Annotated in this window: 17 protein-coding genes; 8 read left to right on the top strand and 9 right to left on the bottom strand. The window is 70.4% G+C overall.

Annotated elements, in window-relative coordinates; genetic code table 11:
* Positions 1-17: 17 nt before the first annotated feature.
* Complete coding sequence (locus OG349_RS20355) at positions 18-1,559, top strand: glycosyltransferase family 2 protein (RefSeq protein WP_327235958.1); 1,542 nt, start codon at positions 18-20, stop codon at positions 1,557-1,559.
* A 767-nt stretch (positions 1,560-2,326) separates the two neighbouring features.
* On the opposite strand, the gene rlmB is transcribed toward OG349_RS20355, so the two are convergent.
* The 6 genes from rlmB to OG349_RS20325 all read right to left on the bottom strand — a co-directional run bounded on the left by rlmB (position 2,327) and on the right by OG349_RS20325 (position 7,596).
* On the bottom strand, positions 2,327-3,283 hold the full coding sequence (gene rlmB / locus OG349_RS20350; RefSeq protein ID WP_327235957.1) for a 23S rRNA (guanosine(2251)-2'-O)-methyltransferase RlmB: 957 nt from the start codon (positions 3,281-3,283) through the stop codon (positions 2,327-2,329).
* Between the two features lie 152 nt (positions 3,284-3,435).
* Positions 3,436-4,839 (bottom strand): cysteine--tRNA ligase, encoded by a 1,404-nt coding sequence (gene cysS / locus OG349_RS20345; protein ID WP_327235956.1) that lies wholly within the window; start codon positions 4,837-4,839, stop codon positions 3,436-3,438.
* A 126-nt stretch (positions 4,840-4,965) separates the two neighbouring features.
* Positions 4,966-5,370: a PPOX class F420-dependent oxidoreductase gene (locus tag OG349_RS20340; RefSeq protein WP_327235955.1), complete on the bottom strand. Its 405-nt coding sequence runs from the start codon at positions 5,368-5,370 to the stop codon at positions 4,966-4,968.
* Between the two features lie 162 nt (positions 5,371-5,532).
* A complete protein-coding gene (gene ispF, locus OG349_RS20335; protein WP_327235954.1) occupies positions 5,533-6,036 on the bottom strand; it encodes a 2-C-methyl-D-erythritol 2,4-cyclodiphosphate synthase in 504 nt (167 codons plus the stop codon).
* Positions 6,026-6,772: a 2-C-methyl-D-erythritol 4-phosphate cytidylyltransferase gene (ispD, locus tag OG349_RS20330; RefSeq protein WP_161309252.1), complete on the bottom strand. Its 747-nt coding sequence runs from the start codon at positions 6,770-6,772 to the stop codon at positions 6,026-6,028. The genes ispF and ispD overlap by 11 nt, the downstream gene beginning before the upstream one ends.
* 341 nt (positions 6,773-7,113) lie before the next feature.
* Complete coding sequence (locus OG349_RS20325) at positions 7,114-7,596, bottom strand: CarD family transcriptional regulator (RefSeq protein WP_006380568.1); 483 nt, start codon at positions 7,594-7,596, stop codon at positions 7,114-7,116.
* 613 nt (positions 7,597-8,209) lie between these two features.
* Here OG349_RS20325 and OG349_RS20320 point away from each other — a divergent pair.
* Positions 8,210-8,884, top strand: coding sequence for a DUF461 domain-containing protein (locus tag OG349_RS20320; protein ID WP_327235953.1), 675 nt, complete (start codon positions 8,210-8,212; stop codon positions 8,882-8,884).
* Positions 8,885-9,188: 304 nt separating this feature from the next.
* Here the strand turns inward: OG349_RS20320 and OG349_RS20315 are convergent, their stop codons facing one another.
* Positions 9,189-9,869, bottom strand: a complete 681-nt coding sequence (locus OG349_RS20315) for a response regulator transcription factor (protein ID WP_046498012.1) — start codon at positions 9,867-9,869, stop codon at positions 9,189-9,191.
* Positions 9,866-11,140 carry a sensor histidine kinase gene (locus OG349_RS20310; protein WP_327235952.1) on the bottom strand — a complete coding sequence of 425 codons (1,275 nt, stop codon included), beginning with the start codon at positions 11,138-11,140 and terminating at the stop codon, positions 9,866-9,868. The genes OG349_RS20315 and OG349_RS20310 overlap by 4 nt, the downstream gene beginning before the upstream one ends.
* A gap of 228 nt (positions 11,141-11,368) precedes the next feature.
* Here OG349_RS20310 and phoU point away from each other — a divergent pair, with 228 nt between their 5' ends.
* Positions 11,369-12,049: a phosphate signaling complex protein PhoU gene (gene phoU, locus OG349_RS20305; RefSeq protein ID WP_327235951.1), complete on the top strand. Its 681-nt coding sequence runs from the start codon at positions 11,369-11,371 to the stop codon at positions 12,047-12,049.
* Between the two features lie 253 nt (positions 12,050-12,302).
* Entirely contained in the window at positions 12,303-12,464 is a 162-nt protein-coding gene (locus OG349_RS20300; protein ID WP_327235950.1) for a hypothetical protein, read from the top strand.
* A gap of 46 nt (positions 12,465-12,510) precedes the next feature.
* On the opposite strand, the gene OG349_RS20295 is transcribed toward OG349_RS20300, so the two are convergent.
* Positions 12,511-13,113 carry a GNAT family N-acetyltransferase gene (locus OG349_RS20295; RefSeq protein ID WP_327235949.1) on the bottom strand — a complete coding sequence of 201 codons (603 nt, stop codon included), beginning with the start codon at positions 13,111-13,113 and terminating at the stop codon, positions 12,511-12,513.
* 307 nt (positions 13,114-13,420) lie between these two features.
* Here OG349_RS20295 and OG349_RS20290 point away from each other — a divergent pair, with 307 nt between their 5' ends.
* Genes OG349_RS20290 through OG349_RS20275 form a run of 4 tightly spaced genes read left to right on the top strand, consistent with a single transcriptional unit; the run spans position 13,421 to position 18,049 of the window.
* Positions 13,421-14,227, top strand: coding sequence for an SCO2525 family SAM-dependent methyltransferase (locus OG349_RS20290; protein ID WP_327238639.1), 807 nt, complete (start codon positions 13,421-13,423; stop codon positions 14,225-14,227).
* A 53-nt stretch (positions 14,228-14,280) separates the two neighbouring features.
* Complete coding sequence (locus OG349_RS20285) at positions 14,281-16,122, top strand: SCO2524 family protein (protein WP_327235948.1); 1,842 nt, start codon at positions 14,281-14,283, stop codon at positions 16,120-16,122.
* Positions 16,123-16,125: 3 nt separating this feature from the next.
* Entirely contained in the window at positions 16,126-17,043 is a 918-nt protein-coding gene (locus tag OG349_RS20280) for an SCO2523 family variant P-loop protein (RefSeq protein ID WP_327235947.1), read from the top strand.
* A 10-nt stretch (positions 17,044-17,053) separates the two neighbouring features.
* Complete coding sequence (locus tag OG349_RS20275) at positions 17,054-18,049, top strand: SCO2522 family protein (RefSeq protein ID WP_327235946.1); 996 nt, start codon at positions 17,054-17,056, stop codon at positions 18,047-18,049.

Genomic DNA, 18,049 nt, shown 5'->3' with positions numbered 1-18,049 from the left:
TCTCCCGAGAGGCACGCATGAGTACCCCCAAGGTGAGTGTTGTCGTCCCCGTCTACGACCCGGGCGTCCACATCGAGGAACTGATCGCTTCCTTACTGCGACAGACCATGGCCGCCGGTGAGTTCGAGGTGATCTTCGTCGACGACGGGTCCACGGACGGCACCGGCGAGCGGCTCGACGCGCTGGCCGCCGCGCACGCGCACATCGGCGTCGTCCACATCCCCAACTCGGGCTGGCCGTCGCGCCCGCGCAACATCGGGATCGAACGCGCGCGCGGCGAGTACGTACAGTTCGCCGACAACGACGACTGGTTCGGGGACGAGGCGCTCCAGCGGCTCTACGCGTACGCCAAGGAGAACGACGCGGACGTCGTCATCGGCAAGATGGCGGGCCGGGGGCGCGGCGTCCCGAAGGAGCTGTTCCGGCGCAACCATCCGCGGGCGACGCTCGCGACGGCGCCGCTGATCGACAGCCTCACCCCGCACAAGATGTTCCGCAGGTCGTTCCTGATGGACCACGGACTGCGCTTCCCCGAGGGCAAGCGGCGCCTGGAGGACCATGTCTTCGTGACGGCGGCGTACTTCCTCGCCGAGCGGATCTCGGTCCTCTCCGACTACGTGTGCTACTTCCATGTCGCCCGCCCCGACGCGTCGAACGCGGGCTTCCGGCCCTTCGACCCGGCCGGGTACTTCGGCAACCTGCGCGAGGCGCTCGACATCGTGGACGCGCACACCGAGCCGGGCGCGCTGCGGGACCGGCTGCACCGGCGCTGGCTGCGGGTGGAGATGATCGGGCGCCTGACCGCGCCGCGCTACCTCGACGCGCCGGCCGCGTGGCGCGGCGAGTTCTTCGGGGAGGTACGGTCCGCCCTCGCCGAGCGCTTCGCACCGGGGGTGGCCGCGGGGCTCCCCGCGCCGCAGCGGGCGGTGGCCGCCCTGGTCGAGCAGGGCCGGCCCGACGCGGTACGGGAGCTGGCGCGCTGGGAGTCGGCGGTACGGGTGAAGGCGTCGGCCCGGGTGACCGGGGAGCTGGAGATCACGGCGACCGGCGAACTGATGGGCGCGGAGGGGCCGTTGACGTTCCTGCATACGGAGGGCGGGGATTCGCTGCGGCCTTCGGTGACCGGGGGGTCGCTGTCGCTGTCGCCGGAGACCCTGGACGTGACCGCGCGTCTGCGGTCGGCGCGGATGGATCTGTTGGTACGGAGGCGGGGTGGCGGGGGCGAGGAGTTCGTGCTGCCCGCCACCACGACGACGGAGCGGGTTCCGCTGGTTGCGGGTGCGCCGGGTGCGGGCGCGCCGGGTGCGGGCGCGCCGGGTGCGTTTCGGGTGGTCCATCGCACGGTGGCCCGTCTGACGCCGGAGGCGATCAACGCGGGGCGTAACGCTGGGCGTTGGGAGGTGAAGGCGCGGGTCGTGAGCTGTGGGTGGACGAAGGAGACGGAGCTTTCTCTGTCCCTGACGATCGCGGACGGCTCGCGGCCGGTGCTGCGGGAGCGGTCGGGGGCGCCTTTGCTTGTCCGCGTGAAGCGACGCGTGCGGAGGGCGTTGGCGCGGTGATGGTTGCGGCCCGGTGGTGGGCGCGGCTTCCTTCTTGTCCTCAAGCGCCGGACGGGCTTGGGTTGGCCTCTGCCCGGTGCGCGGGCGCGGGTTACTGATGTCCTCAAACGCCGGACGGGCTGGGTGTGTCGTGGTGACGGGGGCCGGGGCCTGCGGAGGTACGTATGTCCGGACTGCATGTTTTACGGCGCCTCAGGAACCCCGAACATTCACGGTAGCCACGCGCCACAAAACACGCTTTACGTCCGGACACACGCACCTCCTCCGACCCCACCCCCCTCACGCCGACGGGAGACGCAACGACCCCGCCCGCCCGGGGCACCTCACCTCCGCCCGGTGGACAGTGCCGCTTACCAACGTCCTCAAACGCCGGACAGGCTTGATTTTGGCCTCTGCCCGGTGCCGGGTGCGGCTTACGGATGTCCTCAAACGCCGGACGGGCTTGATTTGCCTTGACGCGGGCGTGGAAGGGGGACGGGCAGGGGTCGTGTCCGGAACGTAGAGCGTGTTTTGTGTCGCGTGGCTCCGGTGAACTGAACGACCCGCCGAACGCGACGTAAAACATGCAGTGCAGGACACGACCCCTGCCCGGCCCCTGGCAACAACCCGCGCATACGCAACCGGCCCGCAGCGGGCACCACCAAGCCCGTCCGGCGATTGAGGACAATCAGTAAGCCGCACCCGAGCGCACCGGGCAGACGCACGAATAAAGCCGTCCGGCGATTGAGGACAAAAGCACGGCCACCACGCCGGTCACCGACGCACGGTCACCGCGACGCACGGCGGCGCGACGCCTCGTACAGGACGACCCCCGCCGCAACCCCCGCGTTCAGCGACTCCGCGCCCCCGGGCATAGGAATCCGGACACGGAAGTCGCACGTCTCGCCGACCAGGCGCGACAGGCCCTTGCCCTCGCTCCCGACCACGATGACCACAGGGCCCCCGAGCGCCGCGAGATCCCCCACCTCCGCCTCCCCGTCCGCCGCCAGCCCCACGATCGTGAGGCCCGCCTTGCGGTACGCCTCCAGCGTGCGGGTCAGGTTCGTGCAGCGGGCAACGGGCGTACGGGCCGCCGCGCCCGCCGAGGACTTCCACGCGCCCGCGGTCATCCCGGCGGCGCGCCGCTCGGGGACCACCACGCCGTGGCCGCCGAACGCCGAGACGGAGCGGACGACCGCGCCCAGGTTCCGCGGGTCGGTGACGCCGTCGAGCGCCACGATCAGCGGGTCCTCGTGGTCGTCGAAGGCCGCCGCCGCGAGGTCGTCCGGGTGCGCGTACTCGTACGGCGGGACCTGGAGCACCATGCCCTGGTGGTTCAGGCCGTTCGTCATCCGGTCCAGCTCCGGCTTGGGCGCCTCCATCAGGTGGATGCCCCCGCGGTCCGCCGCGAGCTGGAGCGCCTCCCGGACGCGCTCGTCGTTGTCGATGAACTGCTGGACGTACAGCATCGACGCCGGTACCCCGTCGCGCAGCGCCTCGAAGACCGGGTTGCGGCCCACGACCATCTCGCTCGTGCCCTTGCCGCCCCGGCGGGCGACCTGGCGCCGCGCGGTCAGCTTGGCCTTGGCGTTGGCGCCGCGGTTCTGGACATGGCCCTTGCGCGCGGACGCGGGCGGCGTCGGTCCCTTGCCTTCCAGGCTGCGGCGTCGCTTGCCACCGCTGCCGACCTGCGCGCCCTTCTTGTTGGACGTGCGGCGGTTCCTGCGCTGGCTGTTCCCGGCCATGACCTACCTGTTTCGTTGCTTTCAGAGGTGCTCTGCGTGGTGCTTCGGACGGCGTACGCGGCGTACGCGGCATTCATATCTGTAACAGGGTACGTAAGTGTGCCGCCCGGTCGTCCCGGGCGGCACACCCATGACCCTCGTGGGGACGGGGTTCAGCGTGGCCCCAGCGTCCAGCGGGGGCCGGACGGGCCGTCCTCGATGACGAGGCCGGTCTGCTGGAGCTGGTCCCTGATGGCGTCGGCCGAGGCCCAGTCCTTACGGCCCCGGGCGGCCTCGCGCTGGTCCAGGACCAGTCGTACGAGGGTGTCGACCACGCCGTGCAGATCCTCACCGCGGTCGGTCTCCCCGCCGGACCAGTGCGGGTCTAGCGGGTCGAGGCCGAGGACGCCGAGCATGGCCCGTACCTCCGCGAGCCGGGCGACGGCCGCTTCCTTGTCGTCGGCGGCGAGGGCCGAATTGCCCTGCCGTACGGTCGTGTGGACGATCGCGAGGGCCTGCGGAACGCCCATGTCGTCGTCCATCGCCTCGGCGAAGGCCGGCGGCACCTCGGCGGCGGGCTCGACGGCCCCGCCCGCCTTCTCGACCACGCGCTGCACGAAGCCCTCGATCCGCGCGAACGCGGACTCGGCCTCGCGCAGGGCCTCCTCGCTGTACTCGATCATCGAGCGGTAGTGCGGGGTCCCGAGGTAGTAGCGCAGGACGATCGGGCGCCAGTGCTTGACCATCTCGGAGACGAGCACCGAGTTGCCGAGCGACTTCGACATCTTCTCGCCGCTCATGGTGACCCAGGCGTTGTGCACCCAGTACCGGGCGAACTCGTCGCCGTACCCCTTGGCCTGCGCGATCTCGTTCTCGTGGTGCGGGAAGATCAGGTCGAGGCCGCCGCCGTGGATGTCGAAGGCCGGGCCCAGGTACTTGTGGGCCATCGCCGAGCACTCCAGGTGCCAGCCGGGCCGGCCACGCCCCCAGGGCGTCTCCCAGCTGGGCTCGCCGGGCTTGACGGCCTTCCACATGGCGAAGTCGCGCTGGTCGCGCTTGCCGGTCTCGCCCTCGCCGGAGGGCTGGCGCAGGTCGTCCAGATCCTGGTTGGAGAGCTGGAGGTAGCCGGGGAAGGAGCGCACGTCGAAGTAGACGTTGCCGTCCGACTCGTACGCGTGACCACGCTCGATCAGACCGCGCATCATCTCGATCATCTCGGGGATGTGGCCGGTCGCGCGCGGTTCGTACGTGGGCGGCAGGCAGCCGAGGACGTCGTAGCCGGTGTTGAAGGCGCGCTCGTTCTCGTACCCGATGGCCCACCACGGGCGGCCCTGGTCGGCCGACTTCGCGATGATCTTGTCGTCGATGTCCGTGACGTTCCTGATGAAGGTCACGTCGTAGCCGCGGTAGTCGAACCAGCGGCGCATGATGTCGAAGTTCAGCCCCGACCTGATGTGGCCGATGTGCGGCGCGGCCTGCACGGTGGCGCCACAGAGGTAGATCGAGACGCAGCCCGGCAGGAGCGGGGTGAAGTCACGGATCTGCCGGGCGCCGGTGTCGTACAGCCGAATAGTCACGCGACAAGGGTAGTGCGCCTGGGGTAGTGCCCCGCGACCCTTTGGGCCGCGGGGTCACCGAAGCGTGACAATCCCGCGCGGCGGACGGCCGCCGGGCGGGCGTCGGCCGACCGCCGACCGGGCCGGTCAGATGCCGCCGACGACCTTGCGCGGCGTGATCCGTACGACCACACGCGGGGCGTCGAGGTGCGCGTTCGGGTTCTGCTCGCTGTACGGCTGGCCCGTGTACTTCACCGACAACTCGTCGATCAGCTCCTGGCCGCCCTCCTCGGTGAGGGTCGAGGTCCCGCGGATCTCCGCGTAGCTGTACGGCGCGTCGGCCGGGTGCACCAGGACGGTGACGCGGGGGTCACGGCGCAGGTTCAGCTCCTTGCGGCGGCCCAGCGTGGTCGATATGAGGAGGTCCTCGCCGTCACGCTTCACCCAGACCGGGGACACCTGGGGGCTGCCGTCGGGCTGGATGGTGGCGATGCTGACGAAGACGTTTCCGTCGAGGACCTTCTTGAGCGCGTCCGAGAGTGTCGCTGACATGGCGGGGGAGCCTCCTGGTGAACCTGCTGAGTACGTGACCGATGCTGAGGAGCATGTTGCCGCTGACGGGCGGAGCATGTCGACGTTCCCTCAACTCCGGGGAGCGCGGGCGTATTTCGGGGCCGTCGCGATCAGGCCGTACGGACGGCGAGAGACGCGCGTTCAGGTCGTACGGACCACCAGAGCCGTCGCGATCGCCGCCAGGCCCTCGCCCCGGCCGGTGAAACCGAGCCCGTCCGAGGTCGCCGCCGAGACCGACACGGGCGCGCCGACCGCCGCCGAGAGGACCTTCTGGGCCTCTTCCCTGCGCTTGCCGATCTTCGGCCGCGGCCCGACGACCTGGACGGCGACGTTCCCGATCGTGAAGCCCTCCGCGCGGACGATCCTGGCGGCCTCCGTGAGGAGCGTGACTCCGGGCGCTCCGGACCACTCGGGGCGCCCGGTGCCGAAGTGCGCGCCGAGGTCGCCGAGGCCCGCCGCGGAGAACAGCGCGTTGCAGGCCGCGTGGGCGACCACATCCGCGTCGGAGTGGCCGGCGAGCCCCGGCCCCTCGTTCTCCCAGAGCAGGCCCGCGCACCACAGCTCCCGGCCCTCCTCGAAGGCGTGGATGTCCGTCCCGATGCCGACCTGCGGCAGGAGCGGGGGTACGGGTACCTCAGAAGCCATCGTTGGCCCTCCTCCGGGCGAGAACCGCCTCGGCCAGCACCAGATCCAGCGGCCTGGTCACCTTGAACGCCTCCTCGTGGCCCGGGACGACCACCACGGGCGTGCCGAGCCGCTCGACCATACCGGCGCAGTCCGTTGCACCCTCACCCACCGCCGCCACCGTGTGGTGCGCGCGCTCCAGCGTGGCCCGGTCGAAGCCCTGCGGAGTCTGTACGGCGCGCAGGGTGGCCCGCTCGGGCGTGGCGACGACCGGCTCCGGCTCGCCCTTCTCGCGCGGCTCGACCTGCTTGACGGTGTCCGCGAGGGGCAGCGCGGGCACCACGGCCGGCGCGCCGTCCCGTACGGCCTCGATGACGGCGTCCACGGTGTCGACGGGCACCAGCGGGCGGGCCGCGTCATGGACGAGGACGGTCGTGATCCCGGGGGGCAGGGCGTCGAGGCCCAGCCGTACGGACTCCTGGCGGGTCTCGCCGCCCGGCACGACGAGGTAGTCGGTACGGGCGGGCAGCGCGTGCTCGTCCAGGAGGTGCTTGACCCCGGCGGCGCCGTCCGGCGGGGCGACCACGACCACGAGCGAGACCGCGCGGGAGGCGGCCATCGCGCGGACGGCGTGGATCAGGATGGGCGTGCCGCCCAGGGTGCGGAGCGCCTTGGGGGCGCCGGGGCCGAGCCGCACGCCCCGGCCGGCCGCTGGGATCACCGCGGCGGTGCGGTGGGGGCTGGCTTCGTCTGACATCGGTTGCACTCCGGCAGGTTTGTGTCCGCGGCCGACATGGGTATGGCCAGAGCGTGCCGGGCGCGACGCCTGACCGGCCCCTTCCGTGACACGGTCGAGGCAAGCCGCACCCGGTGCGCGGGTGTGTGACCCCTCGCGTGGGTGGGCAGGCGCGCGCCAGGACAGGTGCGGGTGTACGGGGGATGAGTACCCGGATGTCGGACGGGATGCGGGTGTACGGACATGCCGCAGCGCCCGGCGACACAGCTTCTCCATCAGAGCTGGTCAGCGGGCACCACGGCATTCACTGCTGTTGAGCACGTTGCGGCTGAGCACGTTGTGGTGGAACAGGAGCCGCACGTTCAGGACGCGAGTACCTCGTCGAGCAGAGCCTCGGCCTTGTCTTCATTCGTGTTCTCCGCGAGAGCGAGCTCGCTCACAAGAATCTGCCGCGCCTTGGCGAGCATGCGCTTCTCACCTGCGGAGAGTCCGCGCTCGCGCTCCCGACGCCACAGGTCGCGGACGACCTCGGCGACCTTGATCACATCGCCGGAGGCGAGCTTCTCGAGATTTGCCTTGTAACGACGGGACCAGTTCGTGGGCTCTTCCGCGTACGGCGCTCTGAGCACCTCGAAGACCCGGTCCAGTCCTTCCTGACCGACCACGTCACGCACGCCGACGAACTCCGCATTGTCCGCCGGGACACGTACCGTCAAGTCGCCCTGGGCGACCTTGAGCACCAAGTAGGTCTTGTCCACGCCTTTGATCTGGCGAGTTTCGATGGCCTCGATCAGCGCGGCCCCGTGATGGGGATAGACCACGGTGTCGCCTACCTTGAACGTCATGTGACAGGTACCCCTTCCGTGGCTATCCAGGATAACACGAGAATGGCTCCTTCTGAATGGTGTTTTCGCAGGTCAGGGCGCATCTCGGGGCTTGACAACAGCGCCAGGGACGTGCTGCGGACGGCTTCCGGAACCGGGTATTCGCAGGTCGGAGCGGCTGCGCGGGCGTGCGGAAACGCGCCCGTTACCGACCGCGCGACACCCCCCAGCGGGTACTAACGTCCCGATTTGCCTGATTCAAGACGGTGAAGTTCCGGTACTCCGTTCGGCTGCCGATCACCTGTGCGGCGGATTCTGAATTTGATCACCACGGCTCCGGGACGGTATTCCGGAGAATGTGCGGCGGCCCGGCCTGAATTGATCACCGGCGTTATGTGAACAGCGCGGAAACCATGTGATCAGCGGTGGGAACGGAGCGTCATGGACACGCCGATCGAATGGGGGCGCGGGGAGCCGTCCCCGTACCGGTACGGGGAGCTGTCTCCGTACCCGTGCCCCCAGGAGGCGGGTCGGGTGCGGGGCGGTGTCGGCGCCTCGGTAACCTAAGCGCGCTGATACACCTTGAGCCGTCCTCGCCCCTCCGTCCCAACACGTCCTAGGAGTTGCCGCCGCCGTGAGCCGCAGCCTTCGACGCGGCACGTTCGCCGCTTCCGCCCTCGTGTTGTCGCTTGCCTCGCTCACCGCGTGTGGCGCGGGCAACAACGCCCAGACGCTCGGCGTCAAGCCGGACAGCGCCGCCACCTCCATCGGCGACATCACCATCCAGGCCGCCACCCTGGTCACCCAGCCCGAGCTCGACGCGACGGGCCCCGCGGTCGTGACCGGCACGGTCTTCAACAACGGCCGCACCGCGCAGACCCTCGACTCCATCACGCTGCCGGGCACCGGCGCGACGGTGAAGCTCTCCCCCGCCAAGGGCAAGGGCCCGGTCACCGTGCCGCCCAACGGCGGCTGGGTGCGGCTCGGGGGCGAGGGCAACGCCTCCGCGGTGATCGAGGACGGCCGCGAGGCCGCCAAGGACGGGAACGCCCAGCCGGTCGTCTTCTCGTTCAGCGACACCGGTGACGTGGGCCTGCGCGCCCTCGTCGTCCCCGCCAAGAGCTACTTCGAGGGCGTCGGCCCGAGCACGCCGCCGTCCCCGACCGCCTCGCCGTCGGCGTCGGAGTCGCCGGCCGCCGACGCGTCCGAATCCCCGTCCGGTACGGAGTCGGGCTCCGCCTCCGAGTCCGGTCAGCCGGAGTCGGGGCAGCCCTCGGACTCGGCGTCCGCGTCGAGCACGGCCGGCTAGGGCGTGTCCGCAAAGTGGGGCCTGGCTCGCGGGGTCTGGCACGCGCGCTCGCGGCGTTGTCGGACCCACCCCGTACATCCAGTACGGGGTGGGTCCTCCGCCTTGCGATCGCACGCACCAGACCCCGCGAGCCCCGCCCTCCGGGCGAACGACCCCACTTTGCGGACACGCCCTAGGCCCGTACGTGGCGCACAGCTGTCCCGTACGCACTACCCAGCTGTGGGCATAGCTGTGGCGCCCCACCCAGGACGGGTGGAGCGCCGCAGTGCACCGTTGACGGCTGGGCCTCGCGACCCGGGGCGGTCTACGGCTCGAACTTATAGCCGAGGCCTCGGACCGTCACCAGGTATCTGGGCGCGCCCGGGTCCGGCTCGATCTTGGCGCGCAGCCGCTTGACGTGCACGTCGAGGGTCTTGGTGTCCCCGACGTAGTCCGCTCCCCAGACGCGGTCGATCAGCTGCATCCGGGTCAGGACCCGGCCCGCGTTGCGCAGGAGCATCTCCAGCAGGTCGAACTCCTTGAGCGGGAGGTCGACCTTGCCGCCGGAGACGGTGACGACGTGGCGGTCCACGTCCATCCGGACCGGGCCGGCCTCCAGGGCCGCCGGCGTGACCTCCTCCGGCTCTCCCCTGCGGCGCAGCACCGCGCGGATGCGGGCCACCAGCTCCCGCGAGGAGAAGGGCTTGGTCACGTAGTCGTCGGCCCCTATTTCCAGGCCGACGACCTTGTCGATCTCACTGTCCTTGGCGGTGACCATGATCACCGGGACGTTTGACCTGCCGCGCAGCTGGCGGCAGACCTCGGTGCCCGGCAGGCCGGGCAGCATCAGGTCGAGGAGGACGAGGTCGGCGCCGTTGCGTTCGAACTCGTCGAGCCCCGCGGGCCCGGTGGTCGCGATCGCGACCTCGAAGCCTTCCTTGCGGAGCATGTAGGAAAGAGCGTCGCTGAAGGATTCCTCATCCTCGACGACGAGCACTCGGGTCACGGAAGGACCTCCGGGGCAGGAATCACGGTGGGTGAATCAAGGGCGAGACTGGTGTCGGTGTCGGTGTCGTAGGGCGCCTGGTCGTCATCGTCGTCCGTGGCGGTCTTTCTGTGGTCCCGTACGGTGCCCGCCTCGGGCAGCCTCAGGGTGAAGGTGGAGCCCTGACCCTCGGAGCTCCAGACCGTGACCTCTCCGCCGTGCGAGGCGGCCACATGTTTGACGATGGCGAGGCCGAGCCCCGTACCACCGGTGGCGCGGGAGCGTGCCGGGTCGACGCGGTAGAACCGCTCGAAGACCCGCTCGCGATCCTTCTCGGAGATGCCTATGCCCTGGTCGGTCACGGCTATCTCGATCAGGTCCCCGCCGGGAGCGCTCACCCTCTGCGCGGCGATGCCGACGCGGGTGCGGGCCGGGGAGTAGTTGACGGCGTTCTCGACGAGATTGCCCAGGGCCGCGGCGAGCTGGCCGCGATTGCCCCATACGTGCAGATCGACAGTACCTCCTGCGGCCATCGTGATCTGCTTCGTGGACGCCGCGTGCCGGGACCGGTCGATGGCCTCGGCGACGAGTTCGTCCACCCGTACCGGCTCCGCGTCCTCCAGCGGGTCGTCGTTCTGCACCCGGGAGAGGTCGATGAGTTCCTGTACGAGATTGGTGAGCCGGGTCGCCTCGATCTGCATCCGCCCGGCGAAGCGGGTGACCGCCTCGGGGTCGTCCGAAGCGTCCATGACAGCCTCGGAGAGCAGGGAGAGCGCGCCGGTGGGGGTCTTCAGCTCGTGGCTGACGTTGGCGACGAAGTCGCGCCGTACCGCTTCGATACGGCGGGCTTCTGTGAGGTCCTCGACCAGGAGCAGCACCAGCCGGGAGCCGAGCGGGGCCACCCGGGCGGAGACGGCGAGCGCCTCGCCCCGGCCCGTACCGCGCCGGGGGAGATCCAGCTCCACCTGCCGTATCTCACCGTCCCTGCGGGTGTCCCTGGCCATGTGGAGCATCGGCTCGACCGCGAGCTTGCCGCCCCTGACCAGGCCCAGCGCGTACGCCGCCGAGCTGGCCTTGACCACGGAGTCGCTCTCGTCGAGGACCACCGCGGAGGAGCGGAGCACGGACAGGACCGTGTCGACCCCGGGGGGCAGGACGGCGTCCGTGTGCAGCGAGGTGCGGGTGGGTCTGGCCTGGTCGCGTTCGCTCCAGCGAAACGCCAGCATGGCGATCACGCCGGTGCACACCCCGGCGATCGCTGCCAATGCGGCGACTGCCGCGTTCACGTCCATGCGTCCCAGGTTATGCGCGGGTACGGACACTCTCCCAGCCGTCGAGGTGTCTCCTCCAACACTCGTCGCCCAGAGTTCACCGAGGGGATAGTGCCGGTTCACTTGGGAGGGAGGCGCCCGACGCGTAACGGACAGAACGTGGGACCGTGGGGCCCCCGGCCCCGGCCCCCGGCGGCGCGTGCGTGAGCACGTACGGACCCAGAGCACGTACAAGAGAGGGACTACCCCATGCGGGACGCGTACCACGAGGAACTGGACTCGATAGGCGAAGACCTCGTCGAGATGGCCCGGCTGGTCGGTTCCGCCATAGGGCGGGCCACCACGGCCATGCTGGACGCCGACCTGCGGCTCGCCGAGAGCGTGATCGCCGCGGACGAGAAGGTCGACACGCTCCAGCACGACCTGGAGGCCAGGGCGATCGCCCTGCTGGCCCGGCAGCAGCCGGTCGCGACGGACCTGCGCATCGTGGTGACGTCGCTGCGCATGAGCGCCGACCTGGAGCGGGCGGGCGACCTGGCCCAGCACGTGGCCAAGCAGGCGCGCCTGCGTTTCCCGCAGTCGCCGGTGCCGCACGACCTGCACACCACGCTGCTGGAGATGGGGCAGCTGGCGCAGCGGCTGATGGCGAAGGCCGCCGAGGTCATCATCACGAAGGACGTCGAGCTGGCGCTGGAGCTGGAGCAGGACGACGACGAGATGGACCTGCTGCACCGGACGCTGTTCCAGCACCTGATGGACGACCGGTGGAAGCACGGCATCGAGACGGCGGTGGACGTGACGCTGCTGGGCCGGTACTACGAGCGGTTCGCGGACCACGCGGTGTCGGTGGCGAAGCGGGTCGTCTACCTGGTGACGGGTGAGCACGCGGACGAGATCCAGACGGCGGAGGCGCCCGTCGAGGGCGCGTAGCGCTCTTGCCGCGTGCGATGACCCGGGGGCGTGGCCTTCGGCCACAGCGTGTCCTCAATCGCCGGACGGGCTTGTGACCCGTCCGGCGATTGGCTTCCTGGGGCCTCTCCGGGGCGCCCTCGGGCGTCCCCCGGACGGACCGGCGCACGCGGGAGGTTCGAGCACTTGCGCGCGTATGCGCCGTTGATGCGCCCGCCGGGGTGGGCATGCAATGGGAAGAGGCGGCATCCAGCACGCCTTTGAGGAGGATCCCATGGCCGATTCCCCCATCACCGACCCGCAGCAGGACGCGCCACCGGTTCCCAGGGCCCCCCACGAGGGGGTCGTGCACCTGCCGCTGCTCGGCGCGTGCGGCTGCGGCTCAGGCTGCGGCTGCGGCTGTCAGCAGGGCGCGCCGTGCCAGTGCGGCGGCTGAGGCTGTTTCTCTAGTCGGTCCGTGTGTCTCGCGTGTCTCGTGCGTCTCACTTGTCTCGCTTGTCTCGCTCGTCTCGTTCGTCCAGGGGGCGTACCACCTCGTCGGGGTGGTACGCCCCCTCGGCCGTCAGGGGCAGCGCCATCAGCACGCGGTCCCCGTCGGGGCCGAAGTAGTCGTCGCGGTGGGCGATACGGGTGAAGCCCAGGGACACGTACAGCTTGATGGCCCGGGTGTTGGCGGGTTCGACGGTGAGCCAGACCTCGCCGACCCCCTCCGCGCGCAGCCGGCGCAGGGCCTCGCCCATCAGCCGGCGGCCGAGGCCGAGGCCCTGCCACTGCTGGTGGATGGCCAGGCCCAGCACCCAACTGCGGCTCTTGTCGGGCTTGGTGCCCGCGAGGACGTAGCCGTGGAAGGCGGTGCCGTCGTCGAGCACGAAGAGTTCGTCGCGGTAGAGGTCGTAGAACTGCCGCAGGACGAAGTACGGGTAGGCCTGCTCCCGGAATATCTCCTTGTCCAGGCGGTGCAGTTCGGGCAGATCCTCCTCGGTGACCGCTCTCAGCCGCAGGGGCCGGCCGTCGGGGCCGGCGAGGCGCGTCGCGCCGGGGGTGGTGCGGGGAAAACCGGGGACGGTGCGGGGCAGAGAGGTCATGCCGCTCCCTCATGGCACTCGTACGGGTGACAACCGGACCAGCATCACCCGCCCGATCTGACCGTTCAAGGCGGGATCCGGACCGAAATGCGCGCATGCCGCGGCGCGCCCCTCGTGCGCCCTCGTTGACGTGCCGTCACCCTGGAGTTGACGTGACGTCACCCCGGAGGACCCGCGGCGGGGGACACGGAGGGAGCTGTGGCCCTACCATTGAATGATGGATCCGAGGTCGCCCGACGTCCCCGAAGTCACGGACGGGAAATCAGCAGAGGCAGCGCGGGAAGCCCGGCAAGAGGCCGAACAAGAGCTGAATGCCGAGGCTTCCTGGGACTTGTTCGACTCCGCCGCCTATGTTGATCACAATTATCGCTTTCTACGGTCCGACGACGCGCAGATTCTGCACCTCGTCCGGGATCATTTCAGCGATTACTTCCGTTCCTTCCGTGAGAAATCCAGCGGCCCTGTTCCCGGGACCGGCGGCCCTGTTCCCGGGACCGGCGGCCCTGTTCTCGGGATCGACGTCGGCGCGGGTGCCAACCTCTACCCCGCGCTCTCGATGCTCCCGTGGTGCGACACCATCACCCTCTTCGAGCGCTCCGCCGCCAACATCGCGTATCTGGAGGGCCAGCGGCCCCACTACGACACGCACTGGGACGAGTTCTGGGACGTGCTGCGCGGCCGGGCCGCGTACCGCGAGCTGGCGGAGAGTGACGACCCGCGGGTCGTGTTCCGCAAGACCGTCGAGGTGGCACAGGGCGACCTCTTCTCGCTCGACCGGTTCCTGGGGCGGTGGTCCATGGGGACGATGTTCTTCGTCGCCGAGTCGATGTCGACGTCCCATCGGGAATTCGAGACCGGCGTGGAGCGCTTCCTGCGCGCCCTGGCGCCGGGCGCGCCCTTCGCCGCCGCCTTCATGGAGGGCTCGCAAGGCTACAAGGTGGGCGAACGGTTCTTCCCCGCGTGCAGTGTCACCGGTACGGAGATCAGGGCCGCCCTCGCCCCGTACGCGGAGGAGGATGTCACGATCACCCCCATCGGCATGCCGGGCGGCGCGCTGCGGCCCGGGTACGAAGGAATGATCGTGGCGTGCGGCCGGCGTAATTCCGTTCACTGAATTCCTGATCGCTTCCCGGTTGATGGTGCGGGGACCTGTACGAGGGATATGGGATGCAGATCAAGCCACGCCAGCATCTGCTGGACATCTGGCAGGCCATCGCGCGCCATTCGTTCGAGGACGGTGAATGGGAGTGGGGCGAATGGGGCGGGAGAAGCAGTGTCGCGGATGCCGAACGGCTGCTCTGCCTCATGTATCCGGCCACCGAGATCCCGGCGTTCCGGCTCGATGACCCGGACACGACGGAACGGGACGTCCAGGCCGCGCTGAAGAGCGTCGGAGGGCGTCTGGAGCTGCCGGGCAAGCTCGTCACGGTCCTCGCCGAGTTCATGCGGACCCACGCGGCGGAGGACAAGAGGCCCAGTTTCTCGGGGGGTTACTACTTCATCTCCGGCGATCCCGAGCAGGACCTCACCGAGGAGCAGCGCGAACTGGGCGTCGTGGACGCCTTCTCCATGTCCATCACCCTCTCCCTCGCCACCCTCGGCTTCCTCAAGGTGTACGAGACGCGGACGCGCCGCGCCGAAGTACGGGCCCTGATCGACGAGTTGAAGGCAGCCACCGAGGTCCGGCTCACCGCGGCGATGGTCAGCCTGCTGCGCTCGTTCACCGTCAACGTCTTCGACCCGGAGGAGGCGCAGGGCCGTACGCTCGGCAAGCTCCTCGGTCAGGGCCAGGTCTCGGAGCGGGTGGTCCTCCAGCAGTTCCAACGCCGTTTCAAGGCGTTGCGCGCCACCGTCAGCGAGAGCTTCACCCTCGGTGTCGATGTCGCCGACCGCCTCAAGGACGACAACCAGCTCTTCGAGATCGGCTGGGCCTGGAGCCTGGTGAAGGACGCCCCGCCGGTGGAGACCGTCGAGCCGATCGGCCCGCAGCCGGACGGGGTCGCGGACCCCATCCCGTACCTCTACTTCACGGTGGTCGCCCTCGACGGCATCCAGGACCTGTTCTCCGACCGCACCCTCACGCTGGGGCTGCTCAACACCGAACAGCAGCGGCTGGCCGAGGCGTTACGGCTGCGCTGGGAGGTCACCCAGCAGTACTGGTCGGGCATCGCCCGCTTCGGCGAGGGCAGTTGGCCGCTGGAGGACATCCCCTGGCGAACGACGGGACAGCGGCTGGAGTCCGAGTACTTCTCGCTGTCCGTCGCCGCCATCCTCGTCCAGGACCTGGTGCGCCGGCGCGCGACGGACGACGACCTCACCCGGACCGTCGGCATCATGGAGCGCCTCGCCGAACGGGGCCGTATCACCAGCCGCATGACCCAGAACGACACCGCCATCGGGCTGCACCGGCCCGGTGTCCGGCTGCCGCTCCAGGGCAGCCAGCGCGTCGGGCCGCCGATGGAGTGGACGATGGGCGACTTCTCGGCGCAGCTGCTCAAGCGGAGCATCCAACTCTGCGCGCTGTCACGGAACATATCGGCGCACGACCGGCTGCTGCGCCTCGCCGAGCGGATCTTCGACCACGTGTGGACGCGGCGGATCAGGACCGGCGACGGCGCCGGCCTGTGGGACCACATCCAGGCGGTGTATCCCGAAGCGCCGCCCGACGACGGCCCGTTGTCGTGGAACATCACCGAACGCGTCACCGAGTGCATGGTCGCGGCGCGCCAGCTCTACACCCAGCCGCCGATCCGCAGCTCCGAACTGGCCACCCTGGCCGCCGCGTTGCTCAGCGAGGCCACCCACCTGCTCGGCAACGAACAGCTGGAACCGACCTCGCTCGCGGACGGCTCCCACGGCATCGCGCTCAAGAGCGTCGAGGTCAAACTCCGCCGCGCCCGGGTCATCCTCGACGACCAGCCCGGCACGGCCGTCGCGCTGACCCTGGACGTGCTGGGCGAACTCGACACCCTGGCCCTGGCCAGGCATACCGCCTCCCGGGGAGTGTGAACGGTGCTCGTCTTCGCCGCCTCCGACAAGGGAGGCACCGGGCGTTCCGTCACCAGCGCCAACGTCGCCTACCGCAAGGCGCTCGCCGGGGACGACGTCTGCTACCTGGACTTCGACTTCGGCTCCCCCACGGCCGCCGCGGTCTTCGACGTGCCGGGCGCGCTGCGCGGCATCGAGCGGGGCGGGCTCCACTCGTACCTCCTGGGCAAGGCCACCGAGCCGGTACGGATCGACGTGTGGGCCGACACCGAGCACGAGGTGCTGCGCCACCGGCCCACCGGCTCGGGCGGTCTGGTACTGCTGCCCGGGGACCGCAGCGGGGGCGAATTCGCCGTCGGCAAGGACGCGTTGAACCGGTGTGTGGACCTCTTCCTGCGGCTCAACAGCGAGTTCGACCTGGTGGTGGTCGACCTGAGCGCGGGCCGCAGTTACGCGACGGACATGGTCCTCGAAGCCACCTCCCGGCCGGAGTTGAGCGGCGTCGACGCCCGCTGGCTCGTCTACCACCGCTGGACGCGGCAGCATGTGATCGCCGCCGCCGGGCTGGTGTTCGGTACGCGCGGCATCGTGGCGGGCGGTGTGGCGCGGGGGCACGACGAGGACCGGCTGCGGGGCAACATCCGGTTCGTACGTGCAGCCGTGCCGGACCCCGAGTCGGCGCTTTGGTCGCAGGTGCCGCCGGCCCAGTCGGCGTGGATGCGCAAGTGCGACCAGGACCTCAACAAGCTGGCGGCGGAGCTGGACATCGGGTTCAGCCGGGTGCTGGGGGCGGTGCCGCTGGAGCCGGTGCTCCAGTGGCGGGAGCAGCTGATCACGGACGAGGACGTGCTGGCGAGCCGGGTGGCCAACATGGAGACGCGGCAGGCGCTGGAGGATCTGGCGGCGCGGCTGACGGACGACGACGCGTGGGGGCAGACGTGAGGGGGCAGACGTGAGGGACGGCGGGGTGGAGTCGGTTCCCGCGGTGGCTTCGGGCGCGGTCTTCCGGGAGACCGCCGCGGAACCCCGTACCCAATCCGTACCGCTCGCCCATGTCTCCCTGGAACTGGGCCACTTGTACATGGAGGACTTCGAGGCCGGTCCCGAGCGGCTGCGTGAGCACTTCGCGCGGGTACGGCCCTGGGCCGACGCGGTCCGCGCGTCGGCCGCGGTGGGGGGCCGGCGCCCCCGGATCAGTACGTGTTTCCTCATCGACGACTACTTCACCCGCTTCTCCTCCCCCGCCGAACTCATCCCGGTCCTCCTCGCGGAGGCCGGGGACGCGGGGCTGACGATCGACTACCTGGCCCGTGAGTCCGGTTGCGCGGTCGCGGACGGGGTCGCGGTCGCCGAGGCCGTGGAACACCGCCTCGTGGAGTCGCCGCCCGCCGGGAGCGACGGTTCCCGGCCGCCCGCCGGCGAGAGCGGCTGGCTCGCGAACGGCGAACGCGGGCCGGACACCGGGACGTTGGAGGCCATGGCCCAGGTCCCGTCCTGGACGCCGCCCACCGAGACCGCGGCCCGCCGCCACTCCGTTTTCGTGGACGTCGAGATGTGGGACAACCGCGACAACCGCCGTACGTGGTCCTGTCCGTTTCTCGCCGCCGTCTGGCAGCTGGCGCGGCTCGGGCTGCTGCGGCACCACGGCGAAGCCGTACTGCGGCCCCGGGCATGGTCGGACGGCGAGGCGTTCCCGCGCCGCTGGGACGACCTGCCGCCGCTCGTCCAGCTCAACGCCTCGGCGGCGCCCTTCTCCGCGTACCGCACCGCCTCCGTACTCCCGTCGCGGTTCCTGCCCGTCGAGCACGCGGTGCGGGTCATCCTCGACCAGGTCGACGCGGACCGGGGCGCGCTGCGCCAGGTAGCCGAGCGCTCCGCGCGCGAGGGCCTGGCGGTCCCGGACGAGATCGCCGACCGCGCCTCCTACGTCTTCTACGCGGGACCCTGA

It is taken from the genome of Streptomyces sp. NBC_01317 (assembly GCF_035961655.1).
Classification (GTDB): Bacteria; Actinomycetota; Actinomycetes; order Streptomycetales; family Streptomycetaceae; genus Streptomyces.
The sequence above is the reverse complement of the archived record's forward strand: the minus strand, read 5'-3'. Positions and strand labels throughout refer to the sequence as shown.